The following is a 24,664-nucleotide window of genomic DNA, read 5'->3' as shown; positions in this document are numbered from 1 at the left end:
GGTGCGACGGGCGCGACGGTCAGCCGCGCGCACCGGCACCGGTCCGGCGGCGGCGCAGCACGGCGAACCCGAGGCCGGCCGCGCCCGCGGCAGCCAGGCCGGATCCGGCCAGCAGGGTCCCGGTGGACCGGCCGGTCGCACCCTCACCGGTCTGCGCGCCGCCCTTCGGCACCGCCCGCACCTGGGCCCCCGGGCCGCTGGCCGGCGTCGGCACGGGCGCCCCGCTCGGCCGGGCGCTCGGGAGACCGGTCGGCAGCGGCACCGGAATCGGCGGCCGGGACACCGCCGGGGCGGGCGTACGGGCCGGAACCGGGGCGGACGCGCTCGGCTGCGCCGGCGTCCCGTCGGCGAACGCCGCCGACGCGGAGCCCGCCAGCGCGACCGCGACCCCGAGCGAGACCAACGACAGCCGCACCGTGCGCCGCACGGCACCGGAACCTGACGCGATGACACCTGACATGCGAAGACCTCCGTGGATCCGCCGCCCCGCTCACCTCGACCGGGGTCGGCGCAGCCCACGCTAGGAACGCCGCCGCGCGGTCACCGCTCAGCCGCGTAACACCTGTCGGCTGACTGTGTAACAGTCCGCCGCCTGCCGTTACCCGGTCGCCCTGGTTGCGCGCAGCGGCCGTCCACCGTCCCGTCAGGGACGCCGCGGCGGCCAGGGGTACCCCAGCTCCTGGGCCAGGGCGCCGTTGCCGCCGCAGAACGTCGCGTACTGCCTCGGGTCCTCCTCGGCCAGGCGGCGCAGGACCGAGGCCGCCTGCTCCTGGGGCGGTCGACCGTCGTCCGGCACCTCCCACCAGAACTGCAGCCCGTCGCTGAGCAGGCGCTGGTCGTCGGGCAGCAGCCCCGGCAGGTGCCAGAAGGTCACCACGACCGTGTCCGGATCCTCGTGACCGCTGGTCACCCAGCCCGCTCGCGCCTCCCAACGCAGCAGCACCTCCGGCCGCTCGGCCAGCCCCGCCCTGATCAGGCGGGCCGTGGTCCGGGCGGGCCAGGACCAGGAGCGGTCGGCAGTGACCCGGTCGAGTTCGGCGTCGTAGGCGGCGGCGTCGAACCGGTACGCGGGCAACTCGTCCCCGGTGGCGGGCCGGTGCGGGTGACGGGCGGGCCGGCGCCAGTTGTCCCACACCACCTCGTCGCCCTCGCGCCGGATGGTCACGTGGAGCGCACCGCAGCACCCCTCGGTGCAGTAGGCCTCCGCGAGCTGTACCTCCCGCGGCTCCGGCTCCGCCCGCAGCAGGCCCTGGTCCAGCAGGTACTCGGGGGCGTTGGCGGGGCCGAGCCCGAAGGCCTCCGGCACCAGCGGACGCCCGTCGAGCAGGATCCGGACCTCCACGGGCTCCCGGTCCACGGGCTCGCCCACCACCACCTCGAAGCGCAACCGCTGTGCACTGCGCGGCAGTTCGAAGGGCCGTCGGCCGGTCCGCCGGATCCAGCCGGCCCACCGCCGCCGGTCCGGGTCCGGGCTGTCGACGCCCGCCTCGACGGCAGCCACCCAGCGGGATTCGGCGAGCAGCGTGCCGAGCCGCTCCAGCAGTGCCTCGCGCTCCCCGGGAGCCCAGTCCAGCAGCACCCCGCTCCCACTGCCGAGGTCGAGGGCGAGCGCGAGCAGGGTGGCGTGGTGGGCGAGGGAGGCGGGCAGCAGCGCGGCCCGGGTGACGACGCGGTCGTAGAGGGCGCAGGCGTCCGGGTACGCGATCGGATCGGCGCGGTAGTCGCGGGTGCAGCCCATCCGGACCAGCAGACGGGCGGCCCGGGCGAGGAGCTCGGCGTCGTCCGGGTACCGGTCCAGCAGTTCGGGCAGCCGGGCGGCCGCCGCGATCCGCTGCGCGGTCTCGCTGCCGACGAGGCGCGGCGTGACCGCGAGGGCGAGCACCTGCGCCCGCACCGCGGCCGGCCCGTCGAACCGCACCGCCCAGACCAGCGGCCCCAACTCCGGCTGGTGGCGGGTCGCGGCAAGCCACGTGGCAGAAGCCCCGGCATGGTCGATCCGGTCGAGGGCCGCCACGGCGAGGCCGGAGAACTGGGAGAACACACCGAAGATGGCGATCGACGTACGGTCCCCCCACTCGCCGACCCGCCCGAGCAGGGCCAGGCCGACGCCGACAGCGGTCACCGTGGTCCCGATCCGGATCAGTTGCCGGGCGAGCGCACGCGCGTGCGCGTGCTCCGCCTCGGGCAACGGCAGCGCCTGAACAGCGGACCGGATCACCCAGAGCTGCCGATTGGGCAGGGCGAGGGCGGCGAGCCGCCGGTGGAGGGTGGCCGCGTCGGCCGGCAGCGGCGTCAGCGCACTCCGGACGGCAGCCACGGCGGCGTCCCGGCCGAGCACCGGTTCATCGGGTGCCGTCGCCCCGCCGGTGCGGGACGGCTCGGGAAAGCGATAGCCACGTGCGGGCGGCAGCCGCTCCGGCGACTGGCGCAACAGGCGACGTGCCTGGAAGTAGATGGTGGGCGAGCCGGTGAGCGCCGCGCGCTCGTCCTGGGCGCTCACCGGGCGGAGTTGGACTCGATTCCGTAGGTCATGCCCGCATCGTGACAGGGCGGGGCCGGCGCTGTCGAGCGCTTTGCGATTGGGCGCGGTTCGCTCCCCGTCGGCCCCGATCCGCCGTGCGCGCCCGCTGCCGTAGCGCTCCGCGCCTACTCGACCCATTCATCAGCGGGAGCTCGCCCGGCCTACGTGTGCAGGCCGCACTGGTCCACGTCGGTCACCACACTGCCCGCAGTCGCCACCCACACCCGCACTGAGGAAGCCGGCCCGGCTCCGGAAAGAGGAAACTGGCCAGCCGCGACGCTGCTGGTTCGGCAGGGCGACTTACTGGCCGTGTCCATGCGCTCCTGGCGGGAGTAGCGGGGCTTTGCTGGTGGACCGGGGCGATTGGAGGTGCGGCAGGTGGTGAGGCTGCCGGAGTGGCGCAGCTGATGCAATCCCAGTGAAGTGCCGATTCGCTCGTGGCAGATTGAACGGCTGTCCTGTGAGGGCGGGGGCTGCATTTCATCCGTCAGCGTGACCAGAAGCTCGCCTACCTCGCCGGACCGCCTTCGCCGCCCAGGCGATGGTGACCAGGTTACTGATCCTCGACGCAGCTGTAGAGCTGCAGCGTGCAGCCCTTGTCCGATGGTCACCATGGTGGGTTCGCGCAGACTGCGGTACGGATGCCCCGGTGCCTGCATGGTGGCTGGGGAGGCTGGATCGGCCGCGCTGTTGGGTACTTCGCATGGCGCGCTGCCCGGGCCGAGGGGCCCGGGCAGCAGACTGGGAGCTGACGGTCAGTTGTTGGTCTTCGAAGCCCAGAGAGGGACGCCGTCGATGCGGTAGATGACGAGGTTTCCGTCGGGTTGGAGGATGGCTGTGTCGTTGGCGTTGTTGTAGGTGCCGCTGGCCCACAGAGCGGTGCCGAAGGTGCGGGCTGGTTGCGGGTAGATGACGAGGTTTCCGTCGGTCTGCATGGCGAGGACGGCGTTGGGGTTGCCGGTAGCGCCCTGGGTCCAGGTCCCGCTGGCTGAGCCGGTCTGGTGGATGGTGAGCTGGCCCGCGTTGAGGGTCATGGTGGCGCGGCTGGCGGTCCAGGTGGTGCCGCTGGGGTAGCTGGCGTTGTCACTGGGCATCAGGGCGTAGCCGGTGGCGCCGGACAGGCGTACGGCCTGGTCGGGCGGGAGTGCGGTGCCGGCCCAGGCCTGGATGTTGGCCAAGGCGCCCTTGTACTGGGCGAAGTGGCCACCGTTGGTGGAGCCGAAGTCGCCGACTCGGAAGCTACCGGTGAAGCCGCTAACGGGGTTGTGGGTGGTGGTTCCGCCGACCTCGATGCCGTTGACGTACAGCGCCATGACGTTGGAGAGCCGGTTGTAAGTGGCGGTCAGGTGGGTCCACATGCCGCCTGCCACGGCGGTGCCGTTCAGGCAGTCGTAGTTCCATCCGCCGTTGTCGATGGTGGACATGCAGAAGCGCCACTGGCCGCTGGTGGTGTCGCCGTAGAGCATGAAGCCCGAGTTCTGGGTTCCGTCCTGGGAGATCATGACGCCGCCATTGACGTCGGGCTTGACTGACGCGGCGACCGTGAAACTCTGCGTCAGGTCGAGTACCGCCGGGGTGCTCAGGGCGCCGCTGCCGCTGAAGTGGGCATCGGGGTTGAAGAGGTCCTGGGTGCTCCAGGTGATGCCGCTCTGTCCGCTGAGTGGGCTGCTGCCCGCGGTGTCGGCGGCGGTGGTGATCGTGGCGCCGTCGGTGCTGCTGTCGTTCAGGGCCCAGGAATGGGTGGGTGCAGTCAGGGTCTGGGTGCTGCTGGTGGTGAGGGTGTTATTGGTGTTGAGGTAGGTCGTCACCGTTCCGGAGCTGTTGACGGCCCACAGGTCCGGGGTGCCGTCGCCGTTGATGTCCGCAGCGCGCAGCAGGAGCTTCTGGCCAGTGTTCCAGCCGGTGGCGATCGTGTACTGGGCAGCGGTGCTCAGCGTGCTGGTGTTTGTGGACAGCTTGAGGCCGGTCCACAAGTTGAGGGCGCCGGTGGTGGGGTTCCACAGGTACAGCGCGGTGCCGGTGGCCAGCTGGACGGTACTGATGGTCCAGCTGTTCCAGTCCTGGGTGCCGTCAGGGGTGTTGAGGGTGGTGAGGACGTTGCAGCCGCTGGGGCACATGGCCCAGCCGAGTCCGACCTGGCTGCTGTAGCCGTTCGGTGTGGTGGAGGTGAACAGGACGAGTTGGTTGTTGATGGTGGCGAGCAGGTCGGGGTAGCCGGTGGCCTGGCCGCTAGTGTTGCCCGCGGCGGCGATCTGGGTGGCGTTGTTGCCGCCGGCGTCCTGGAGTGAGCCGGCTGGGATCCGGAAGGGCAGGCTGGTGGTGCCCAGGGCGGTGGCCGGTCCCTTGTGGAGGGGGCCGCTGCTGCCGTCGTTGCAGGCGATGTCGCCGCCGCCCGCGTTGGCGCCGGTGGGGAAGTAGGCGAGGACGTCCTGTGCGCCGTAACCGCAGAAGTTTCCGCTGACGGTTTGGCTGTTGGTCCAGTCGGCAGGGTTCGTACCGGCGTTGACAGCGAGGCCGTTGAGGCCGGCATTGGAGGCAGCCTGGGTCACGTTGCCGCCCGTGTTGCCGGCGGCGAGCCAGAGCCCGGCAGGCAGAGGGTTGCCATTGCCGCTGGGGACGATCAGGTCCGGGACGTGGTCACCTGTGAGGTCCCCGTCGATGGCTGCTGGACTGATCTTGCTGCCGGTGAAGCTGGCCGTAGCGGTCGAGCCGGTGTTGCCGCCCGGGGAGAGCGCGTTGACCGTCAAGGTGTTGACGAGACGGTCGAGCCGGACGCTGACATTCACCGTGCCGGTCGTGTTCACGGTGACCGGGGGCGACTGGTTGACCTGGTACTGGTAGCCGGAGATCGTGGTGCCGTTGGGCGGGGTGAGCGTGAACGAGCAGAACGTGCCGACCTGCTGGACGGTGTCGGTGCTGTCCCCGATGGTGGCGCAGGTAGCGGAGCCGGCAGGCGGGGTGGGGTTGGGAGCGATCCCCGGGGCGCCGGGCCGGGTCGGGTCCCAGTTGAACGAGCAGGTCGTCGACCAGTTCGAGCCGAGGGTGCCGTCGGAGGTCTGGACCCGCCAACTGAACGAGGCGACGGCTCCGGCTGCCTGGCTTTTGAAGAAGCTCTCGGACAGCTGCATGACGGCCGCCTGGCCGGATGCCCCGTTGTAGGTGTTGGAGTTGACGCCGTTGCCGGAGGTCAGCAGGTTGCTCTGCGAGCCGTCGGAGGTCTTGTAGAGGACGAACGTGGTGGTCAGCGGGCTGTTGGTGGGCGTGGAGACGGGGGCGTAGAGGGACACGGAGGTGTCGCCGAGGTAAGTGGACCCATTGCAGTTGGTGGCTGGCGAGGTGTACAGGCCGCTGGGAGTGTTGGGGTATTTGTCGTAGGTGACGGTCAGGTTCGCGGTGTTGGCCTGGAACTCCTTGAAGGCGTAGTTGTCGCTCCCGTTGTCGGCCCGCATCGCCAGTGTCTGGGTGGACTTGCCGGCCGAGACGTCTCCCGCGACGGTGCTGGTGACATCGAACGGCGGAATGGCCCCGGCGGGGCAGTTGGAGTTGTAACCCAGGGCGAACGAGGACGACGCGACTGCGCCGCCGAGGTTGCCGGACCACGAGTTCCAGGTGGCGTTCGAGGAATTTAGGGTCGCCGAGGGGGCGTACAGGTCGACGGTCTGGTTGTGCCCGGAGGTCGGGCATGCCCACGAGTGCGTCTCGGTGATCCCGAAGTACGCGTTGTAGATCCTGGCTCCGCCAAGGGTGCCCAGGTCGATGGGGAAGTCGAACAGGCTCATCGACTCGCCGATGCCGCTGTTGCCGACCTGGCTGATGCCGGCTGTGGGATCGACGGTGTTGTTCCAGTAGGAACTTGACGGGTAGGCGGCGCTCGGGCTGGACCAGCCGTTGTTGCCGTAGTTGGGAGAGTAGGTGGGGTCGACAAAGGCCGGGTAGACGGCATCGGCAGAGGTGAGCAGATCGGTCGGCGGCGCCAAGGTGATCTTGTCGGGCCGGGCGTCGACCTTCAGCTTGGCGATGTGCGCCGCGCGCCCGGGTGCGCCCACAGCGGATGGGTACTGGACGACTGCCTCGTTCCCCGTGGCTGCGGCTGCCGTGGTCGTTGCGGGAGCGGCCGAGTCCCAGGCCAGGGGTGCAGGAGCGGTGAGAACCCGGTGCCCGGTCGCGTCGGACACGCTGAGGTTGCCGTCGTTGTCGGTGGCGGTCTTCAGACCTGGAGTGGTCGTGGTGCTGGCGGTGAGCAGGCTGGCGAGCCGAGGATCACGCGCGGCGGCTGGTGTGTGAATGGTGAACACGTCGCTGAACGCGCCGGTGGGCCGCACCGTGACGGTCAGGTCCACCCCGGGCAGGACGTCGGCGTAGACGGCGCTGGGGCCCGCGAGGCTGGGGCGAGGCAGGGTGACTGGCAAAGTCAGCGTCATGCCCTGGCCGTGCGTGTAGAGCGAGGCGAGAGGCCCGTTGCCACCGCCGGAGAGGACCACGCTGTTGGGTGTGACGGCCGGCGAGAGCGAACCGTCCGGGTTTGCCTTCAGCGTGGCGTCCAGGTCTGTCCAGGTCCCATTGCGTAGCGTGCGCTTCGGAACTGCTGACTGAGTGAGTGTCAGAGTCCCGTCCGGGTTCACGGCGGTCTGTGACGTCTCGGTGGTCAGCGCGGTCGCCAGGACAGGTCGGCCTGTCGCATGGGCCTGGGCAGCCGCCTCGTGCGCGGACAGCAGCCGGGAAGTAGGTGCGGGCGCTGCGGCGCCTGCCGCAGGCCGGTCCGCGGCGGGTGCGGCTGCGGCAGCTGGCAGAGCGGTGAGCGTTGCTGCGGCGAGTGCACCGGCGAGCAGTACCCCCGTGCTTCCGCTCGACGGTCGAAAGCGGTGTCGTAGTTTCATTTGCCCTTTTCATCCCTTCCGATTCACGCCGGGTGCTGATCGTCCCCTCGGCGTGAGTATTGCGGAGCCCTGGTGTTCAATGCCTGCCTGTTTGGCCAGAGGTTTGACGGCATGCCCCCATTTGCGACATGTGCCATGGCATTTGGAGGGTGCCCGTGTTGGAAATGGCGTTCCGTCAGACTACTTGTGGCTGGTGTCAGTTGAACGGAAGTACCGTCATAACAGGAGCGAATCAGGACAAGAGGGGCGCTCGGCCGGCTGATGGCATGCCTGGCCGCCTGGGCGTTTTGGCGTGAAATTAAAGACATAGGTGAAATATGTCATGCCCAGCGAAAACTGTGATGGATTCGTAATGCTCGGATTCACGATCTGAGCCCGACTGATCGGCCATGATCGGCGCTGGCAATCAGGATGGGTGGGGTACGACGCGGGCGCCTGCCGCCCGGCGTCGCGGCCTCAGGGACCTGGGGGGCGGTTTTGCGTTCAAAGCCTTGGTGGAGTGGGCACCCTGGCACGTTCGGGCGGACTGCACTGTTCGTCGTGGCGAGCCTGGTGGCACAGGTCGGGATCACGGCGACTGCCGTGGCGGCGCCTAGCCTGACTGCCGCCGCGCCGAAGCCCGATCTGGGGAGCCCGGTCAAGGTCACGCCGGTGAAGCCCAAACCGCTCACCAGGCCGGCTCCGCCTACCAACCACACGCTTGCCGCTCCGAGCTGGCCAGCAGGTTCGGCAGTCTCACTGCCGTTGATCGCTTCCAAGAGCAGCTCCGCCGGGAGCCCGGTCTGGGGTCAGGCATTGGCTGACGACAAGGGCTCCTATGCGGGCCCGTCCTCGCTCGACGTCAAGGTGCTCGACCACACGGCGGCTCAGTCCGCCGGCGTCAACGGCGTATTGGCCGAACTCACCCCCGGTGCCGGTGGCCAGGGACAGGCCCGCATCGGCATCGACTACTCCTCGTTCTCTCAGGCCTTTGGCGGAGACTACGCCTCGCGCTTGAGGCTGGTCAGCATGCCGGCCTGTGCCTTGACGACACCTCAGGTTCCTGCATGCCGCGTCCAGACTCCGCTCGCGACGACCAACGATGTGGCGGCGAAGTCGCTCTCCACGACGCTGCCTCTCAAGCCAGCCCAAGTACCTTCTGCGTCGAGCCCGGCGGGGGGAGCGGTCAAGGCCGCGTACACGATCTCGCAGGCAAGCGCTGCTGCAGCGGCTCCGATGGTGATCGCGGCGACCGCCTCCCCGTCGTCCGGCGACGGCGGTGGCGCGGGCGGTCAGTTCGGAGCGACCTCGCTCAAGCCGTCCGGGTCGTGGAGCTCCGGCGGGTCGACGGGTTCGTTCGACTACACGTACCCCATTGCGGTGCCGCCGGCGGTGACCGCGCTCTCCCCGACAATCGGCCTGAGCTACGACTCGGGAAGCATCGACGGCACCACGGCCTCGACGCAGGCGCAGTCCTCGTGGATCGGTGACGGCTGGTCCACGGCGGACTCGTTCATCGAGCAGTCCTTCGTCTCCTGCGCCGACTCCCCGGAGGGCGTGACGCTGCCGCTCGCGCAGCAGACCGGGGACATGTGCTACGACGGCCCGATCCTGACGCTCTCGCTGAACGGCGTAACCAGCGCAATGGTCTGGGACTCGAGCCACAACACCTGGAAGCCGGCCAACGACAACGGCTCCGTCATCGCGCACGTCACCAACAGCGGCAACGGCAGCGGCACCTACAACACCGACTACTGGACCGTGACCGAGCGCAACGGCACGGTCTTCACCTTCGGCCGCAACCAACTGCCGGGCTGGACCTCAGGCAGCCCGACCACGAACTCGGTCGACACCGAGCCGGTCTACTCGGCGAGCCCCGGCGATCCGTGCTACTCCTCGTCCGGCTTCGCCTCCTCCGTTTGCACGACCGCTTACCGCTGGCACCTCGACTACGTCAAGGACCTGCACGGCGGCGCCATGTCCTACTACTACAAGCAGGACACCAACTACTACGGCGAGAACAACGGCACCAGCAACGTCCCGTACACCAGGGACAGCCACCTGGACCACATCGACTACGGCTTCGCCGACGGGAACGCTTACGGCACCGTCGCCGACAAGGTGGTCTACACGCCGGGCGAGCGCTGCGTCTCCGGCACCTGCGACCCGCTGAACGCCTCGAACGCAGCCAACTGGCCGGACGTCCCGTTCGACCTGATCTGCGCCCAGGGAGCCACCTGCACCAGCTACTCGCCGTCGTTCTTCTCCACCACCCGCCTGACCGGCATCGCCACCCAGCAGTGGAACGGCTCGGCGTACAACACCGTCGACTCCTGGGCGCTGGGCCAGTCGATCCCGACGACTGGCACCTACAACACCTCGACCCTGTGGCTGAACTCGATCACCCACACAGGAGCCGACACAACGGCGGGCGGCTCGGCAGTGACGCTCCCGCAGGTGACATTCAGCCCGATCATGATGGCCAACCGGGTCAACTACACCACCGGGATCGGCGCGGGCCTGGGCCCGTTCAACCGCTACCGGCTCAACACGATCACTACCGAGACCGGCAGCGTGATCAGCGTGACCTACGGCCTGGCGGACGGTGGCTGCACGGCGACCAGCATCCAGTCGCTCAACCCGGCCACCAACGGGTCCTCCTGCTTTCCGGTCGTGTGGACACCCAGCGGCTACTCCAGCCCGTACACAGACTGGTTCAACAAGTACGTCGTGAAGTCGGTCTCCCAGTCCGACCCTGCTGGTGGATCAGCCGGTCTCTACACCTCATACACCTACCTCGGTCCGGCGGCCTGGCACTACGACACCAACGAGACCAGCCAGGCCAAGTACCGCACCTACGGGCAGTGGCGCGGCTACGGCGACGTCCAGACCCGCACCGGCCAGGGCGCCGACCCGCTTACGCTCTCCGAGAGCTGGTTCTACCGCGGCATGGACGGGGACTGGCTCAGCCCCACGTCCACCCGCGCGGTCACCCTGACAGACTCGCAGGGCGGGGTCCACACCGACAGCAACCAGCTGGCGGGAAGCCCACTCGAGAGCGCCGCGTACACCTATGACGGTGGCAGCGTGGACCACTCGACCATCAACTCCTACTGGGTCTCCGGAGCCACAGCGACGCGTGCGCGCACCGGCCTTCCTCCGTTGACCTCGAATGCGATGGGCCAGGTCGAGACCTGGACCCGACAGGCCATCACCAGCTCCTCACCGACGACCTGGCGCACCACCGAGACCGACGTCACCTTCGATACCTCGCCCAGCTCGCCGACCTTCGCACTGGAACTCTTCTCGGACTTCCACGGCGACCTCTCCCTGGCCGGGACCGCGTTCTCGCAGGAGACCTGTACCCAGACCAGCTACGCACCGGCCAACACCAGCCTCAACCTGACCGGCCTGGTCGCCGAGACCGAAGAGGACGACAAGCCGTGCGGCGGCACCTCGCCAGCCGGCGCCAGCTCGCCCACCGCCGCGCAGACCAACGCCCTGACCGCTCCGACGCTCCTGAACAAGGCCACCGACGTCATCGCGGACACCCGCACCTTCTATGACAACCCCACGATGGCGGGCACCTGGCCGCAGTCGTCCGCGCCGACGTGGCCGCAGGCCACGCCCACCCTCGGCGATGCGTCGATCAAGCAGGACGCCATCGGCTACTCCAGTGGGGCGTTCAGCTACCAGACCAAAACGGCAACGGTCTACGACGGCTACGGGCGGCCGATCACGGCGTATGACGGCGATGGCCACAAGACGACCACGGGCTACACCACCACCTCGTACCTGACCACAACCGGCATCACGGCCACCAACGCCCTCGGGCAGCACGCCTCCACCGTGCTCGACCCCGAGCGGGCCCTGACGCTGACATCCACGGACGTCAACGGCGTGGTCACCACCCTGCACGCGGACGGCCTGGGCCGCACTCTCGCGGTGTGGAAGGACTCGCGGGCAACCAACCAGCCCGCGAACGAGCTCTACACCTACACGTTCCCCTCCACCAGCACCGCGCCCGTCGCCGTCACCACCCAGGTGATGAACGACGAGACGGGCTACGCCACCTCCACCACCCTGTTCGACTCACTGCTGCGCGTGCGACAGACCCAGAGGCAGGCCGTCACTGCGGCGGCCGGCCGCATCATCAGCGACTCCTTCTACGACAGCCACGGCTGGACCTACAAGACCAACGCCAACTACTGGGACAACACGACCAACCCGAACACCACGCTGGGCACGCCGGCCGACAACAAGGTCCACCAGCAGACCTTGACCTACTTCGACGGCCTGGGGCGCCCGACCATCGTCAACATGCTGGACCAGTCCCAGGTCCAGCGGACCTCCTACGCGGCTTACCTCGGCGACCGCACCATCAGCGTGCCGCCGATCGGTGCCGTGGCCACCGCGACACTGACGGACGCGCTTGGCCGCACGAGCGAACTCGACCAGTACTCGGCTACGCCGACCGTCACGACCAACGTGGCCGGAGGGTTCACCACGGTCGGCGTGTCCGGCGGCAGCACTCAGGCGACGAGGTACACCTTCAACGCCCTGGGCCGTCCGTCCACGACCACGGATCCCCTCGGCGCGACCTGGACCACCAGCTATGACTACCTGGGGCAGCCGAACGGCAAGACCGACCCCGACTCGGGTGCCACCCCTGCCAACTCGCCGACGCTGTACGACGCGGACGGCAACATCCTGCAGTCGACCGACTCTGCCGGCCATACGCTCTCGTACACCTATGACGCACTGAATCGGAAAACCGCTGCCTACGATGCGCCGGTCACCGGGCAGTCCAGTGCCAACCAGGTGAGCGCCTGGGTGTACGACAACAGCAACAACGCCGTCCCCGGCATGGCCTTTGCCATCGGCCATGTGACGACGCAGACCTCCTTCACCCCGGCCGGTGCCTTCATCGTCCAGGCCCAGGGATTCAACACCTTCGGCGAGTCGCTCGGAGAGGCGTACACCGTCCCGGGCACGACCAGCCTGTCGGGTACCTACACCTACCGGCACTCCTACACCAGCACTGTCGGCCGGCCGACCTCTACACTCATCCCGGCTGCGGGCGGCATGAGCTCGGAGATCCTGACCACGGGTTACTCCGGCGCCAACGGCCTTGACGTGCCGACCACGTTCGGCGGAACGCACGGATACGCGCAGAACGTCTTCTACACCGCTCTCGGACAGGTCGCCCAGGAACTCGTCGGTTCTGCCACCAACCAGGCGACGGTCGGCAACACCTACGACAACAACACAGGCAAGCTGACCGAGCAGAAGGTGATCAACACCGCTGTCTCCAGCACCCCCCTGGACGACATCAGCTACGTCTACGACACGGCCGGCAACATCAGCTCCCAGTCCGACGTGCGCAACGGGCTCGCCAGCGAGACCCAGTGCTACACCTACGACCAGCTCGACCGGCTCACCCAGGCCTGGACGACCGCAGCCGGCCCGACCGCCAACAGCTGCAGCACACAGCCCACTTCGGCGAACGTCACCAGCACGGTCGGCGACGGTACGGCTGGCAGCGCCTACTGGACCAGCTGGACCTACGACGCCGCCGGGCAGCCGCGGATACAGACCCAGCACTCGCTAACCGCGGGCACCGACACCACCACCAACTACACCTACGGCGGCAGCGCCGCAGGCTGCCCCACCACTGCCGGCCTCCACACGCTCGCGACCGCCACTACAACAGGCGGCAGCAGCGCCAACAACACCTACTGCTACAACGGACTCGGCGCCACCACCTCGCGGACCACGCCCAGCGGACAGCAGTCGCTGACCTGGAACGACCAAGGACAACTGCAGAGCGCCACGACCGGCTCCAACATCACCAGCTACTACTACGACGCCTCCGGCAGCGTCATCGAGCGCACCGACCCCGGCACCACCACGCTCTTCCTGCCCGACCAGCAACTCACCCTCAACACCTCGACGGGCTCCGTCGCCAACACCCGGACCTACGCCCTCCCCGGTGGCGGCCAGGCCGTGCTCACCAACAGCGGATACGGCTTCGAACTGGCTGACCAGCACGGCAGCGGAACCATCAGCCTTGACAGCGACGCCAAGAACCCGTCCTGGCGACAGCTCACACCGTTCGGCGCACCCCGCGGCCCGGCACCCGGAGGATCCTGGCTCGACCCCAACGGCTTCCTCGGCAAAGCCCAGGACCCCAACGATGCTCTGACCACCGTCGGCGCGCGCGAGTACGACACCACCCTGGGCCGCTTCATCAGCCTCGACCCGGTCCTGGAAACCGACCCCCAGCAGCTCAACGGCTACACCTACGCCTCCAGCAACCCCATCACCTACAGCGACCCGACCGGCCTCGACAACTGGTGGGCAGACCCCACCGTCAACACCCCCACCCAGGCCGGCGGCACCCCCATCTCCCAAGACCTCGCCCACGAACAGGGCTTCGGCGCCCTGTGCACCGCCGCCACCTGCAGCAGCTACAACCAGAAGCAGGTCGACGACGACCGGGCGGCCGCAGCCGCCGCCGCAGCCGCGGAGGCCAAGGCGAGGGCGGAGGCCGCCGCAAAGGCGAAGGCCGAAGCCGACGCAAAGGCCGCGGCGGAGAAGGCACACCGACACTGCGCCTGGTACGACGTGGTCTGCCAGGCAGAGGTGCACTCGGCGGCACTCCTGACGGCGGCACTGGTGATCGCTGCAGTGGCAGCAGTCATCGTGGTCTGTGTCCTGGCGCCAGAGATCGCGGTCGCGGCGGCGAGTGCCTTTGGTGAAGCCCTCTTTAACACTGGTGGCTCGCTATTGATGGCCAGCATTGCTGGTGCTGCGGCCGGCGTGAGTACGGCAGCAACTGGGGCGGGCTTGACGACACTCGCAATCGGCGCAGCAGTTGTCGCGAACCTAGCTGGCGCCGGAAGCTTTGGAGCAGGAGGCGGCGAGCCAGCAGGTGCCAGCGGATCGGCGCCGAAGCCGAGTGTGCCACCCGTGATCTATCGTGGGGGTACCACCGCGCCGTCGAATCTGAAGCTTCGGCCGGGAGAGCAGGCTGTGTCGTTCCGTGACTCGCTGTCCAATCCGCTGCCGCCCGGCACGCCGGTTCTACACCCGGGCAAGCCATACATTGCGATCGACACGTCCAAGCTGCCTGCTGGTTCAGTGGTTCCAGACGGTGTGCCAGGATCGGCTGATACTCCGCCTGGGCACGTGTCGGTCTACGTGGACGATTGGGAGCTGATCAAGGCAGCAAAGATCGATGATCTATCAGGAAAGTTCCCGAAAGAGTGAGGCTGTGTCGGTGATGAATGTTCCGGCAGAGGTGTCAGTGGTAGGAGCGATGGCGCGAGTGGGGGGCATCTTTACACGGATTGCCGCCGATTTGCGAAAATTGCCGGGAGTCCGGGAGGTCAGTCATCCCTGTTGGATGGCCGAACTCAACGGAGTACATGCGGAAGATAGCTTCGATGGCGGCCATGGTGATGGCTTCCAGATTGAGTGGTATGCGGAGGCGGAGTTTTCCGACGGTAGGGCCATCAGCTTCAATCAGATTTTGACCTGGTGCGACGGAGAATGGACGGTGCAGGCAGCGATCCACTCGCAGGATTACGATGGGCAACATGAGCTCCTTGTGCTGCCAGATCGCTGCGCGATCGGCCCCGAAGACCTCGCGGATGAACTAACGAGTCAGAGTCGACTCCTGGCTGATAGCCAACCGGAAGGGGTCCGCCTGTTCTTTGCATAGTCCTCTGGCGGTGATCGACGCAAGGGTTGGCAGTCTTGAATATCGAGGCGGAGAGCCTTTCTTGCAGTCTCCTTCCCTGGCTGTGACTATCGTTCCCCTGGTTTGGCGAGGGGCGGGTCTGAATATTTTGGGATCTGGCGCGGCGTGTCGGAAGTGTAAGTTGTATCTCCTTGTTGATCGTCGAATTTCAAAATAGGGAGGGAGAGGGCTATTGGATATTAGAGTGACGGAGGCGGCCACGCCGGCCGAAGTGGCAGGGATAACTTCATCACTGCGAAAGTTTGAACAGCTTCGGAGTGCTCCTGGGCTCGTTGTCATCGGGTTGATTGCTCTGCTGTCGTTGTTTGCACTGCCCACTGCGGCGACGGTTGCGGCGGTAATAGGGTTCGTGGTGATGACTGCTCTGACGCTCTCATGGCGGTTGACGGCTAACAGGGCCGCAAAGGCTGCGCTGGCTTTCTCTCGGTTGACGACAATTGAGATAACGGATCGTGGGATCACGGTGAAACGTGAGGCCATGGTGCAGGAGTTGGCGTGGGATGAGGTGCACAATGCGACTAAGACTCCGACCGGCTGGATCTTGGTGTCGAAGCGGGCAAAGGATGTAGTTCTACTCCCTGGGCGGTCGCTTACTGATACGGAGGCTGGTCAGTTGTCCAACCTGTTGTCCAGTTGGCCAAGGCGGCGATATCGCCGGTCTCCGTTGTAGTCGACGATGGTATGCGATGCGCTGCCAGGGAGGAGACAGTCTTGGCCCTGGGCCGGTCCTGGCCGAGATCGATCCCGTTCTTCGCTCCGTATAGCGCGAAGCACGGCCCACCTGTCAGTGGTAATCGCTATCCTGGGGACATGAGCAACTCGAACGTGGCTGCTGGCAGTGTCTGGCGACTCCACCGCGACCATCAGGAGATTGCCAGACTGGCTGTGACAGGCGCCTATTGGCCCTGGGCCCACGCCGATATCGAGAACTTCCCGGCTTCGAGGAGTTCCGTCCGCTCTTCGAGGAGCAGGAGCGGGCTGCCGACGAGGAAGACTGGGAGGAGATCGACGCGTGCTACTGAAGTTGAATTCGTGATGTCGCTCGGATGGGTGAAGCAGTAGCGTTCGCCTGCCGGTAGAAGGCCGGCCCCGGTAGTCGTGTGCTGTGAGGTATGCACAGGGCGGCGGCTTGACCGACGCGGAGAGGGCCGCGCGGGAGCGGATCCGGCGGCAGGCCGTGGAACGCTTCGAGGGCGGCGAGAAGAGCCGGGACATCGCGGCCGCGCTGCGGGTGAGCATACGTTCGGTGGAGCGCTGGCGCCGGCAGTGGCGCGAGGGCGGTGCGGTGGGAATCGCCTCGAAGGGCTCACCCGGTCGTCCCAAACTGTCGGATACCCAGGTTACGCGGCTGGAGCGGGAGTTGGAGCGTGGACCGCTGGCCCACGGCTGGGAGGACCAGCGGTGGACTCTGGCACGGGTGAAGATGTTGATCGGCCGGCTGTTCCACGTGTCCTACACCGTGGAGGGGACCTGGGCCCTGCTCAAGCGGCACGGCTGGTCCTGGCAGCAGCCGGCCCGCCGGGCCATCGAGCGCGACGATGCGGCGGTCGAGTTGTGGAAGAAGGACACGTGGCCGCGGGTAAAAGCGCCGCGGCGGCCCGCGGTGCCTGGCTCGTCTTCGAGGACGAAGCCGGGCAGTCGATGGGTTCAGCCAAGATTTTCGTGATGCGGTGACGGATCGTCATGGTGATCAGTGGACGTGCTCTGCTCGTGCTTCGCTGCGCCGGTGACGCGCTGGCCGAGGCAGCAGGACACTGCGACCGTGTGAGGAGACGCTGCGGTTGCTGCTTCCGCATCTTGCCCAGGTGTTGGTGGAACAGGTGCGAATCGAGGGCCGGAAGGTGCTGGTCGTCGCCCGAACCCGGGATGGCACGGCCGTGCCCTGCCCCGACTGCGGTGTGCCGACTCGCCGGGTGCACAGTCGCTACCAGCGCCACCTGGCCGACGCGCCTCTTGGCGGACGCTCGGTCGCCATCGAGCTGTGCGTCCGGCGATTGTTCTGCGACACCGCTCACTGCACTCGGCGGACCTTCGCCGAGCAGGTAGCGGATCTGACCGTGAGGTACGGCCGCCGCACGATCATCCTCGCGGAGATCGTGCAGGCGATCGCGCTGGCTCTGGCCGGGCGGGCCGGTGCCCGGCTAGCGGCCGTCCTGCACATTCTGATCAGCAGAACCACCCTGCTCAGCGTGGTGATGGCGACACCCGATCCGATGCCGACCGCACCCCGTGTGCTGGGAGTCGACGACTTCGCGACCCGCCGGGGCCGGAAGTACGGCACCGTGCTCGTCGATCTGGACTCCCACCGTGTCCTGGACCTGCTCCCCGGGCGGGAGAAAGCACCCCTGGTCGCCTGGCTGTCCGCCCACCCCGGCATCGAGGTGGTCTGCCGAGACCGAGCCGGCGCCTACGCCGAGGCCGCGAACGCCGGAGCACCGCAGGCTCAGCAGGTCGCCGACGCGTGGCACCTGTGGGACAACCTGGCTCACGCGGTCGAACGCACAGCAATCGCCCACCGCTCCTGCCTCACACCACCGCTGGCGGATTACCCCGAGCCCACGCCGGCTGCCGCTCCCGACCCCGCACTCAACCCGGACACCGGAACCGAGAAATGGCTGGTCACCCGCACCCGTGAACGCCACCGCGCCGTCCAGGACCTACTCGCCCGGGGATGGACCATCAGCGCAATCGGACGTGAACTCGGGCTGGCCCGCCACACCGCACGCCGCTACGCGCACTGCGAGAACCCCGAAGCACTCGCCGACCGCGCCATCCGCACCACGCGCCTGGACGCCTACCGGCCCTACCTGATCAACCGCTGGAATCAGGGGTGCACCAACGCCTCCACCCTCTTCCGCGAAATCCAGGCCCAGGGCTACCCAGGACGCACGCCCCAAGCCGTCCGCCGCTTCCTTCGCCCCCTGCGCGATACCGCGAAGACGGCCCCCGAGCCGCCACCGAAGCCCCAGGACCTCACCAATTGGATCACCCGCCACCCAGGGAACCTGCGAGTAGAGGAGGAACGCCTCCTCGGCGATGTCCTCTCGCGCTGCCCCGAACTGGAGGCCGTGCGCAACCACGTCCATGCCTTCGCCCGCATGATCTGCGATCGAACCGGCACCGACCTCCCCGCCTGGATCTCAGCAGTCCGCGCCGCCGACCTACCCCACCTGCACGCCTTCGCCGACGGACTCGAACGCGACCAGGACGCTGTCACCGCCGGCCTCACCCTGCCGTGGAGCAGCGGCCCAGTCGAAGGCCACGTCAACCGAATCAAGATGCTCAAACGGCAAATGTATGGACGAGCTTCCCTTCCGCTTCTCCGCAAGCGCGTCCTACTCGCATGACGATCGGTCACCGCATCACGAAAATCTTGGCTGAACCAGTCGATGACTCCGCCGCGTGCCAGGACCTGGGGCCGGATCGGCCAGACCCCGGTCGTGAGGGTGAGAGGCCGCGGCTCCGGGCGGGTGTAGATGGCGGGTATGGCCTGCTACAAGCCGGGCGAACGGTCCCGGCTGATCTACGCGATCCGCGAGTACCGGGGCCGCAAGGACGAATCGAAGGGCTTCGGCTGGCGTGACTTCCGCGACCTGATCGTCCGCGCCCGCATCCAACTCGGCGGACCGATCGTGCTCGTCTGGGACAACGTCCGCCTCCACCTGACGGTCGGCATGCGCGAATTCATCGACGCGAACGCCGAGTGGCTCACTGTGTTCCAGCTGCCCACTTATGCCCCGGACCTCAACCCGACAGAGGGCGTCTGGTCGCTGGTCAAGCGTGACATCGGCAACCTCGCCGCGGCCGACCTCGGCCAGATCACCCGCGCCGTGAAGCGCAAACTGAAGATGCTGCAGTACCGACCGGAGGTCATCGACGGCTGCCTCGCCGGCACCAACCTGCACCTTGACCTGTGTCGGGTCGACGGACCCGAAATTGGTCGAAGCCCAAAGCCGCTGGTCAGCTACGGTGGCGGCATGACTGACAGCCTGCCCGAGGACGTGGCCGACGTGCTTGACCTCGTCCTGAACCCGGACGAGCCCGCTCACGTCGCCCTCCGACGGCAGGTGCCTCAACTCAAAATGCAATCCCGTTGTAAGTGCGGGTGTGGCACTGCCTACTTCGAACTCGACACCGACACGGTGGAGCCCGCGCCAACGGGCCCCGGCACCGTCGTAGCTGCCGACGTACAGCTATTCACCGAAACCGGCGAGTGCCCTGGCGAGGTCCTGGTCTTCGCGCAAAGCGGCTACCTCTCATGGCTGGAGGTCTGCTCCTGGAGCGATGACATCGAGGTGAATCTCGCCGCGGCGCTGGCTGCAGCCACCGTCCTGAACCCGAGCCGGCAACATCCGACGGTCTCGCACCCTGACGCCGTCACCACGAGCCGACCGACATCACGAGTTCAAGTTCAGTAGCGACGCCCTGACTACCGTCGGCGCGCGCGAGTACGACACCACCCTGGGCCGCTTCATCAGCCTCGACCCGGTCCTGGAAACCGACCCCCAGCAGCTCAACGGCTACACTTACGCTGGCAACAATCCTGTAGGTAGTAGCGATCCGTCAGGATTGATGAAGGAACCCGACTTCTACGGAGGAAACCCGCACGAGGACGCCCGCGACGAGAAGTGCCAGGCGAACCTCCCCACAACGGTGAAAGAGCCGCAAACCCCTGACACCAGCGGCTTCGGTAAGCCAGCCCACCGGTGCGGTCAATTCCAACGCTACAATGGACATGGCTGTGTCTCTGATATACCGCAGCCTGACGGATTTGGTGATGGACCGGACTGTGCAAACTGTGGGTCGGAGATGTGTCGCGGTGCCGATGATCCTCCGATCAACGAGCCGGGCTCTCTGAAGCCTACGCGGAACGACTATTTGGTCTGGCTCGAGCTCTCAGTAGCCGCCACGTTGGCGACGGGAGACGGTTACGTGATGTCAAGTCTTCTGCTGGGGCATTATCTTACCGGAGGGGGTGCGACACTGGAGCTATCGGCAGATGCAATCGATAAGTTGTATGAAAATGTCCCGGCTGTCCATGAGCAGATTGACGAGACGATTCGGGGTGGGATGAAAGCATCGCTTGCCGAAGGGAATCCTGTTTTTGTGAGTCCGTGGCAAATCGGTGATGCCGATGAGGTGGGCATGAGTAAGAATCCGCTAACCGACAGTGACCACGCATTCTCGCCAAGGGACTGGTTCACCAGTTTTGCGGACTTCGACTACCGCGTCGCAGCCACACGAACCGCCTCTGGGGCAATGGAGTTCCGCTTCCAGGTGCGAAAGTATTACGACTTTGATAAAGGGTTCCAGATGCCAGGAAGGACTTTCTCTGCGTCGGACCTGATTAGGCTCCACGATACAGGCCTTGCGCAGAACTATTGGATCTTCGCACAGTCGTCTATGCAGACGGTTCCGTGACATGAGAGGCGGCATGGTGGGCAAGAGGAACGGAGTGCGGGTCACGGTGATCGTTGTCGCAGCTGCACTGGCTTGCGGCCTAGCGTATGTGACCTATGGCTGGGTCTCTGGTCGACTCAGCAATAAGGGCCATGGTTTCATTGCCGAGGATCAGTATCTGGCGATTAAGCAAGGCGACTCGCAGCAGAGTATTACTGCTCGACTCGGGGCTCCGCTGGCGCCTTCCGATATCTATAACCCACCGGCGGTTCCAGTGCCCTCGGATAGTTGCGTCTACTATCAAGATGATACGGCGACTATTGACGGAACGATCTACCGATTTTGCTTCAAGAATGGTGTCGTCGCGTATAAGGATGGCTGGGGTCCGCTCTTCCACCGTCCGCCACTCGGTTCACCTTCCACGGCCAGTCAGTAACGACCTCGTACATGGTTGGCCGCAGCGCGCCGCCGGTCGACTCGTGGACGTGGTGCGGTGGGGATCGTGGCCCGCGCATTGATCGTCTCTGAGTGTTGGATCACCGGCTTGTCGCAAGTGGTGATTGCCGACCTGGTGCCAGAGTTGGGGGCGGCGTGGTGGGTCTGCCGCGGCGCAGAGCCGTGTGACCAGCCGCGACGGTGGGCGGTCGACGTCGGAGAAAGGTGCGAGCGCGTCTTCGTTTTCCGGCTCTGGCTGCGCTCGTCCACCACGTCCTGGCGTCACCCAATGATGTTCTGGCCTGTTGGTTCGGCGTGGACCGTTCTACCGTCACTCGTGCCACTGGGGAGGTCCGGCTTGGACCCGGTCGCGGCCTGGCGGTTGGTCTGTCAGGCCGCCCTGATCCTGGCCACTTCCACGTGATGTCGATCAGCCGTCGAAGATGAGTCCGGTGCCGAGGAGGGTATCCGTCGACCAGGTCCGGGCGGTACAGGATGCGCTTGAGTCTGCGCTTCACGGCCCGTGTGATTTGGCCGAGGTCGGCGGCGGCGAGGTTTCCGATGTCGCGCTTGACCAAGGATCAGACGCTCTCCGTCGGATTGAGGTTGGGGGCGTAGGTCGGCAGCCGGAACACTGTGAGCCAGTCGGCGTTCGCGGCGATGAACTCCGGCATGCCTACTGTCAGGTGGAGGCGGAGGTTGTCCCAGGCTAGGACGATCGGACCGCCGATTTGGATCCTGGTACGGACGATCAGGTCACGGAAGTCCCGCCAGCCGAAGCCCTTCAGCTCGTTCTTGCGGCCCCGGTACTCGCGCACTGCGTAGATCAGCCGGGACCGCTCGCCCGGCTTGAAGCAAGTCATCCCCGCCATCGACAGCCGTCCAGAGCCCCGGGCCCGTACCCGCACGACCGGGGTGCGACCGATCTGGCGGGCGGCGAGCGAGGGCGAGCAACTGGTCGCGGCACGGCTCCTGTTCCTCACCGAGCAGGGCTGGCGGCTGCTGGTCGACCGTCGGTGGCCCGGGACGGTTTCGGCGAACGTGGACATGTTGCTGGTCGGGCCCGGCGGCGTGTATGTCGTGGACGTCAAGAACTGGCGGGCCGGCCCGGAACCGGCGGAGGGTCAGCTTCGGGCTGGTGGTCAATCCCGCAACGACGAGCTGGCGAAGTTGGTGGCGGTCACCCGGCTGGCAGAACGGGTGGTCGGTGAGCTCGGCCTGTCGCCGGTGGCAGTACGTCCGCTCATGGTCTTCGCGGGCCACCGGGTGGACCAGCAGGTGGGAGACGTGCACCTGCTGGGGGAGCAGGAAGTGGCCCCCGCACTGCTGAGGGAGCCGACCCGCCTGCGGCCGGCCGGAGTGCGGCTCATCGGGGACCACCTCGAACGAGCCTTCCCGGCCTACGAAACTGTGGCTGTGGCACCTGGGGCCGTCGACGGCGAGTCCCGTGCCGGTTCGGCGCCGGCCGCCGAGGCCCTCTTCGAGGTCGACGACATCCGGGAGGCGCAGCTCGCCGCCGCCCGGCACACGCCCATCGAGCAGTGGATGACCTTCCTGCACCCGGACCAAGTCGCCCTGGTCCGCCGCAACTGGTCCGGCCCTGCCCGCATCAGCGGTCCCGCCGGCACCGGCAAGACCGTAGTCGGACTGCACCGCGCAGCCCACCTGGCCCGACGCACGACCGGCCGCATCCTCTACGTCACGTTCGCCAACAACCTGCCCCGCGTCCAACGAACCTTCCTGCAGACCATGGCCCCCGCCATCAGCGACCGGGTCGAGTTCAGCAGCCTGCACGCATGGACCCTGAACTACCTGCGCGAGCACCGCATCCCGTCCCACCTGCACGGCGACCGGGCGCGCTCGGCCTTCAACCTCGCCTGGCTGCACGTCGGCCGGACCAGCGTGCTGCCCACCATCGACGCCACCTCCCACTACTGGCGCGAGGAGATCGACTACGTCATCAAGGGCCGCGGCATCACCAGCTTCGAGCAGTACGCGGTCCTGCCCCGCCGCCGCAGGCGGGCGACCCTGCGGCGCAACCACCGCGAGGCCGTCTGGGCGCTGTACGAGGAGTACGAGCGGATTCGTGCGGAACGCGGTGTCCACGACTTCAACGACATCCTGACCCTCGCCCTCGACCACCTGCGCACGACCGAGGCCACACCGCCGTACGCCGCCGTCATCACGGACGAGATCCAGGACCTCACCCTCACCGGACTGAAGCTCCTCCACCATCTCGCGGGCGACGCCCCGAACGGCCTGCTCCTGATCGGCGACGGCCAACAGGCCGTGTACCCCGGAGGCTTCCGGGTGAGCGAGGCGGGCATCGACATCCGCGGCGACCGCGGACAGGTGCTGCGCACCAACTACCGCAACGCCAAGGAGATCCTGGAAGCGCTCTGGCCGTCGTCCAGCACGACGACTTCGAAGACCTGGACGAGCAGCGGAGCTCCGGACGCCGTGACGTCGACCCGTCCCTCCGCGCCGGCCAGGTCCTCCGGAGCCGGAGCCGCACGCTGGCCGACCACGACGAGGCCCTGCTCACCGCCCTGCGCGCCCACGGCGCCCCGGCCCCGGAGGCCACCGGCGCCGCGCCACCCGAGGGGACCGCCTGGGGCGATTGCGCGGTGCTCTGCTCCACGCAGCAGCATCTGCACCACTACCAGGAGCTGTTGGTCACCGCAGGCATCCCTGTCATCCGGCTCACCCACTACGAAGGCCGACCGGTCGACGCCGTGAAGATCGGCACCTACCGCCGCGCCAAGGGCCTGGAGTTCAAGCAGGTCTACCTGCCGCAGTACGACCACGCGCTGCGCACCACGGCCGCGGACGGTGAGATCGCCCAGGAGTACGAGGAACTGGCGCGCAGCCAGCTCTTCGTCGCCATGACGCGCGCCCGCGACCGGCTCTGGCTGGGGAGCGTGGACACGGGGGACTCGGCGGTTACTCCGTGAACCCCCTTCGACGGTTGCCGATCGAGTCAGTGGACCGGTCTCACCACAGACGACCGCTCCCCGGACGCGTGAGCTGACACAGCGAGCCGGCGCGGGGCATGCACCGATATGCCGTTGGTGTCGGTGCCCGATATCGACTCGACCACCACCAATCCTGTGACATCGCGTCAGGGCGGGCGGAGAGGGAGCGTGTGGCAGGCGATCCCGGAGATCGGGAAATCCCTGACGGAGAGCCCGCTGTGCTCCATGAGCGCCACCCGGCGGCCGTACCCGTCAAGACAACCCTGGCGATCGAAAAGCGGACACTGATCGACCCGGAACACACCCAGCAGGGGCTGATCCGCCCCCACGGCGGGGCCCGCCTGATGCCCTTCGTCGCCACAATCCGCTACGCGGCCCCGCGGCCCGATGGGGCAGTGGCCATACGGGTCGGTGACGAGCCGCTGAAGGAAGGGGAGTGAGGAAGGCTTCTGGTCCACACGGCCCATCCGGAAGTCAGCGGGCGGCGGACCGATTCCGGGGAGCACAGGGACATCCGCAGCCTCAAGGGACGAGCCGAGGGGGAGACCCGTCGGGCGCCGGTCTCCCCGATGCTCAGCGCCCTCCTGCTCCGGCACATCGAGGACGAGGAGCTCAGGCCCGGTGACCGCTTCTTCCGGGGGAGCACGGTCGTCACGGGCGCTCCCGGCCGCCCGCAGGGCTCGGCGTGCGGCTCGGACGGCCGTCACGACCC

General features: G+C 67.4%; 15 protein-coding genes and 1 pseudogene. 12 read left to right on the top strand and 4 right to left on the bottom strand.

The features are described from left to right. Window positions 1-19: 19 nt before the first annotated feature. From ACFW1A_RS09210 to ACFW1A_RS09200, 3 genes are all read right to left on the bottom strand, one after another. A complete protein-coding gene (locus ACFW1A_RS09210; protein WP_380406682.1) occupies window positions 20-460 on the bottom strand; it encodes a sortase-dependent protein in 441 nt (146 codons plus the stop codon). A 183-nt stretch (window positions 461-643) separates the two neighbouring features. Further along, on the bottom strand, window positions 644-2,500 hold the full coding sequence (locus ACFW1A_RS09205) for a hypothetical protein (protein WP_380406680.1): 1,857 nt from the start codon (window positions 2,498-2,500) through the stop codon (window positions 644-646). 776 nt (window positions 2,501-3,276) lie between these two features. Then, on the bottom strand, window positions 3,277-7,398 hold the full coding sequence (locus tag ACFW1A_RS09200; RefSeq protein WP_380406678.1) for a LamG-like jellyroll fold domain-containing protein: 4,122 nt from the start codon (window positions 7,396-7,398) through the stop codon (window positions 3,277-3,279). Window positions 7,399-7,938: 540 nt separating this feature from the next. Between ACFW1A_RS09200 and ACFW1A_RS09195 the strand changes: the two genes are divergently transcribed. The 9 genes and pseudogenes from ACFW1A_RS09195 (at window position 7,939) to ACFW1A_RS09155 (ending at window position 20,563) form a co-directional block, all read left to right on the top strand. After that, complete coding sequence (locus tag ACFW1A_RS09195; RefSeq protein ID WP_380406676.1) at window positions 7,939-14,649, top strand: RHS repeat domain-containing protein; 6,711 nt, start codon at window positions 7,939-7,941, stop codon at window positions 14,647-14,649. Beyond that, window positions 14,618-15,103 carry a hypothetical protein gene (locus ACFW1A_RS09190; RefSeq protein ID WP_380406674.1) on the top strand — a complete coding sequence of 162 codons (486 nt, stop codon included), beginning with the start codon at window positions 14,618-14,620 and terminating at the stop codon, window positions 15,101-15,103. Before ACFW1A_RS09195 ends, ACFW1A_RS09190 begins: the two co-directional genes overlap by 32 nt. Window positions 15,104-15,497: 394 nt before the next feature. Further along, on the top strand, window positions 15,498-15,812 hold the full coding sequence (locus ACFW1A_RS09185; protein ID WP_380406686.1) for a YcxB family protein: 315 nt from the start codon (window positions 15,498-15,500) through the stop codon (window positions 15,810-15,812). Window positions 15,813-16,041: 229 nt separating this feature from the next. Next, entirely contained in the window at window positions 16,042-16,164 is a 123-nt protein-coding gene (locus ACFW1A_RS09180; protein WP_380406672.1) for a hypothetical protein, read from the top strand. Window positions 16,165-16,247: 83 nt separating this feature from the next. Further along, a complete protein-coding gene (locus tag ACFW1A_RS09175; protein WP_380406670.1) occupies window positions 16,248-16,808 on the top strand; it encodes a winged helix-turn-helix domain-containing protein in 561 nt (186 codons plus the stop codon). Window positions 16,809-16,923: 115 nt separating this feature from the next. Beyond that, window positions 16,924-18,489 carry an ISL3 family transposase gene (locus ACFW1A_RS09170; RefSeq protein ID WP_380406668.1) on the top strand — a complete coding sequence of 522 codons (1,566 nt, stop codon included), beginning with the start codon at window positions 16,924-16,926 and terminating at the stop codon, window positions 18,487-18,489. Window positions 18,490-18,627: 138 nt separating this feature from the next. Beyond that, a complete protein-coding gene (locus ACFW1A_RS09165) occupies window positions 18,628-19,560 on the top strand; it encodes a transposase (RefSeq protein WP_380406666.1) in 933 nt (310 codons plus the stop codon). Next, a pseudogene (locus ACFW1A_RS09160) lies at window positions 19,493-19,702 on the top strand (RHS repeat-associated core domain-containing protein); the annotation flags it as partial. The gene ACFW1A_RS09165 and the pseudogene ACFW1A_RS09160, both read left to right, overlap by 68 nt. Before the next feature lie 12 nt (window positions 19,703-19,714). Next, complete coding sequence (locus ACFW1A_RS09155) at window positions 19,715-20,563, top strand: hypothetical protein (protein WP_380406664.1); 849 nt, start codon at window positions 19,715-19,717, stop codon at window positions 20,561-20,563. Window positions 20,564-21,558: 995 nt separating this feature from the next. Here the strand turns inward: ACFW1A_RS09155 and ACFW1A_RS09150 are convergent. Then, window positions 21,559-21,849 (bottom strand): transposase, encoded by a 291-nt coding sequence (locus tag ACFW1A_RS09150; protein WP_380406662.1) that lies wholly within the window; start codon window positions 21,847-21,849, stop codon window positions 21,559-21,561. Window positions 21,850-21,892: 43 nt separating this feature from the next. On the opposite strand from ACFW1A_RS09150, the gene ACFW1A_RS09145 reads away from it, so the two are divergent. The 3 genes from ACFW1A_RS09145 to ACFW1A_RS09135 all read left to right on the top strand — a co-directional run bounded on the left by ACFW1A_RS09145 (window position 21,893) and on the right by ACFW1A_RS09135 (window position 24,392). Continuing rightward, window positions 21,893-23,716, top strand: coding sequence for a UvrD-helicase domain-containing protein (locus ACFW1A_RS09145; protein WP_380406660.1), 1,824 nt, complete (start codon window positions 21,893-21,895; stop codon window positions 23,714-23,716). After that, complete coding sequence (locus ACFW1A_RS09140) at window positions 23,713-23,931, top strand: ATP-binding domain-containing protein (protein WP_380406658.1); 219 nt, start codon at window positions 23,713-23,715, stop codon at window positions 23,929-23,931. The genes ACFW1A_RS09145 and ACFW1A_RS09140 overlap by 4 nt, the downstream gene beginning before the upstream one ends. 239 nt (window positions 23,932-24,170) lie before the next feature. Continuing rightward, window positions 24,171-24,392, top strand: coding sequence for a hypothetical protein (locus ACFW1A_RS09135; RefSeq protein ID WP_380406656.1), 222 nt, complete (start codon window positions 24,171-24,173; stop codon window positions 24,390-24,392). Window positions 24,393-24,664 lie beyond the last annotated feature (272 nt).

Source organism: Kitasatospora sp. NPDC058965 (assembly GCF_042741245.1).
Taxonomy (GTDB): domain Bacteria; phylum Actinomycetota; class Actinomycetes; order Streptomycetales; family Streptomycetaceae; genus Kitasatospora.
This window is presented reverse-complemented; position numbering and strand designations above follow the sequence as displayed.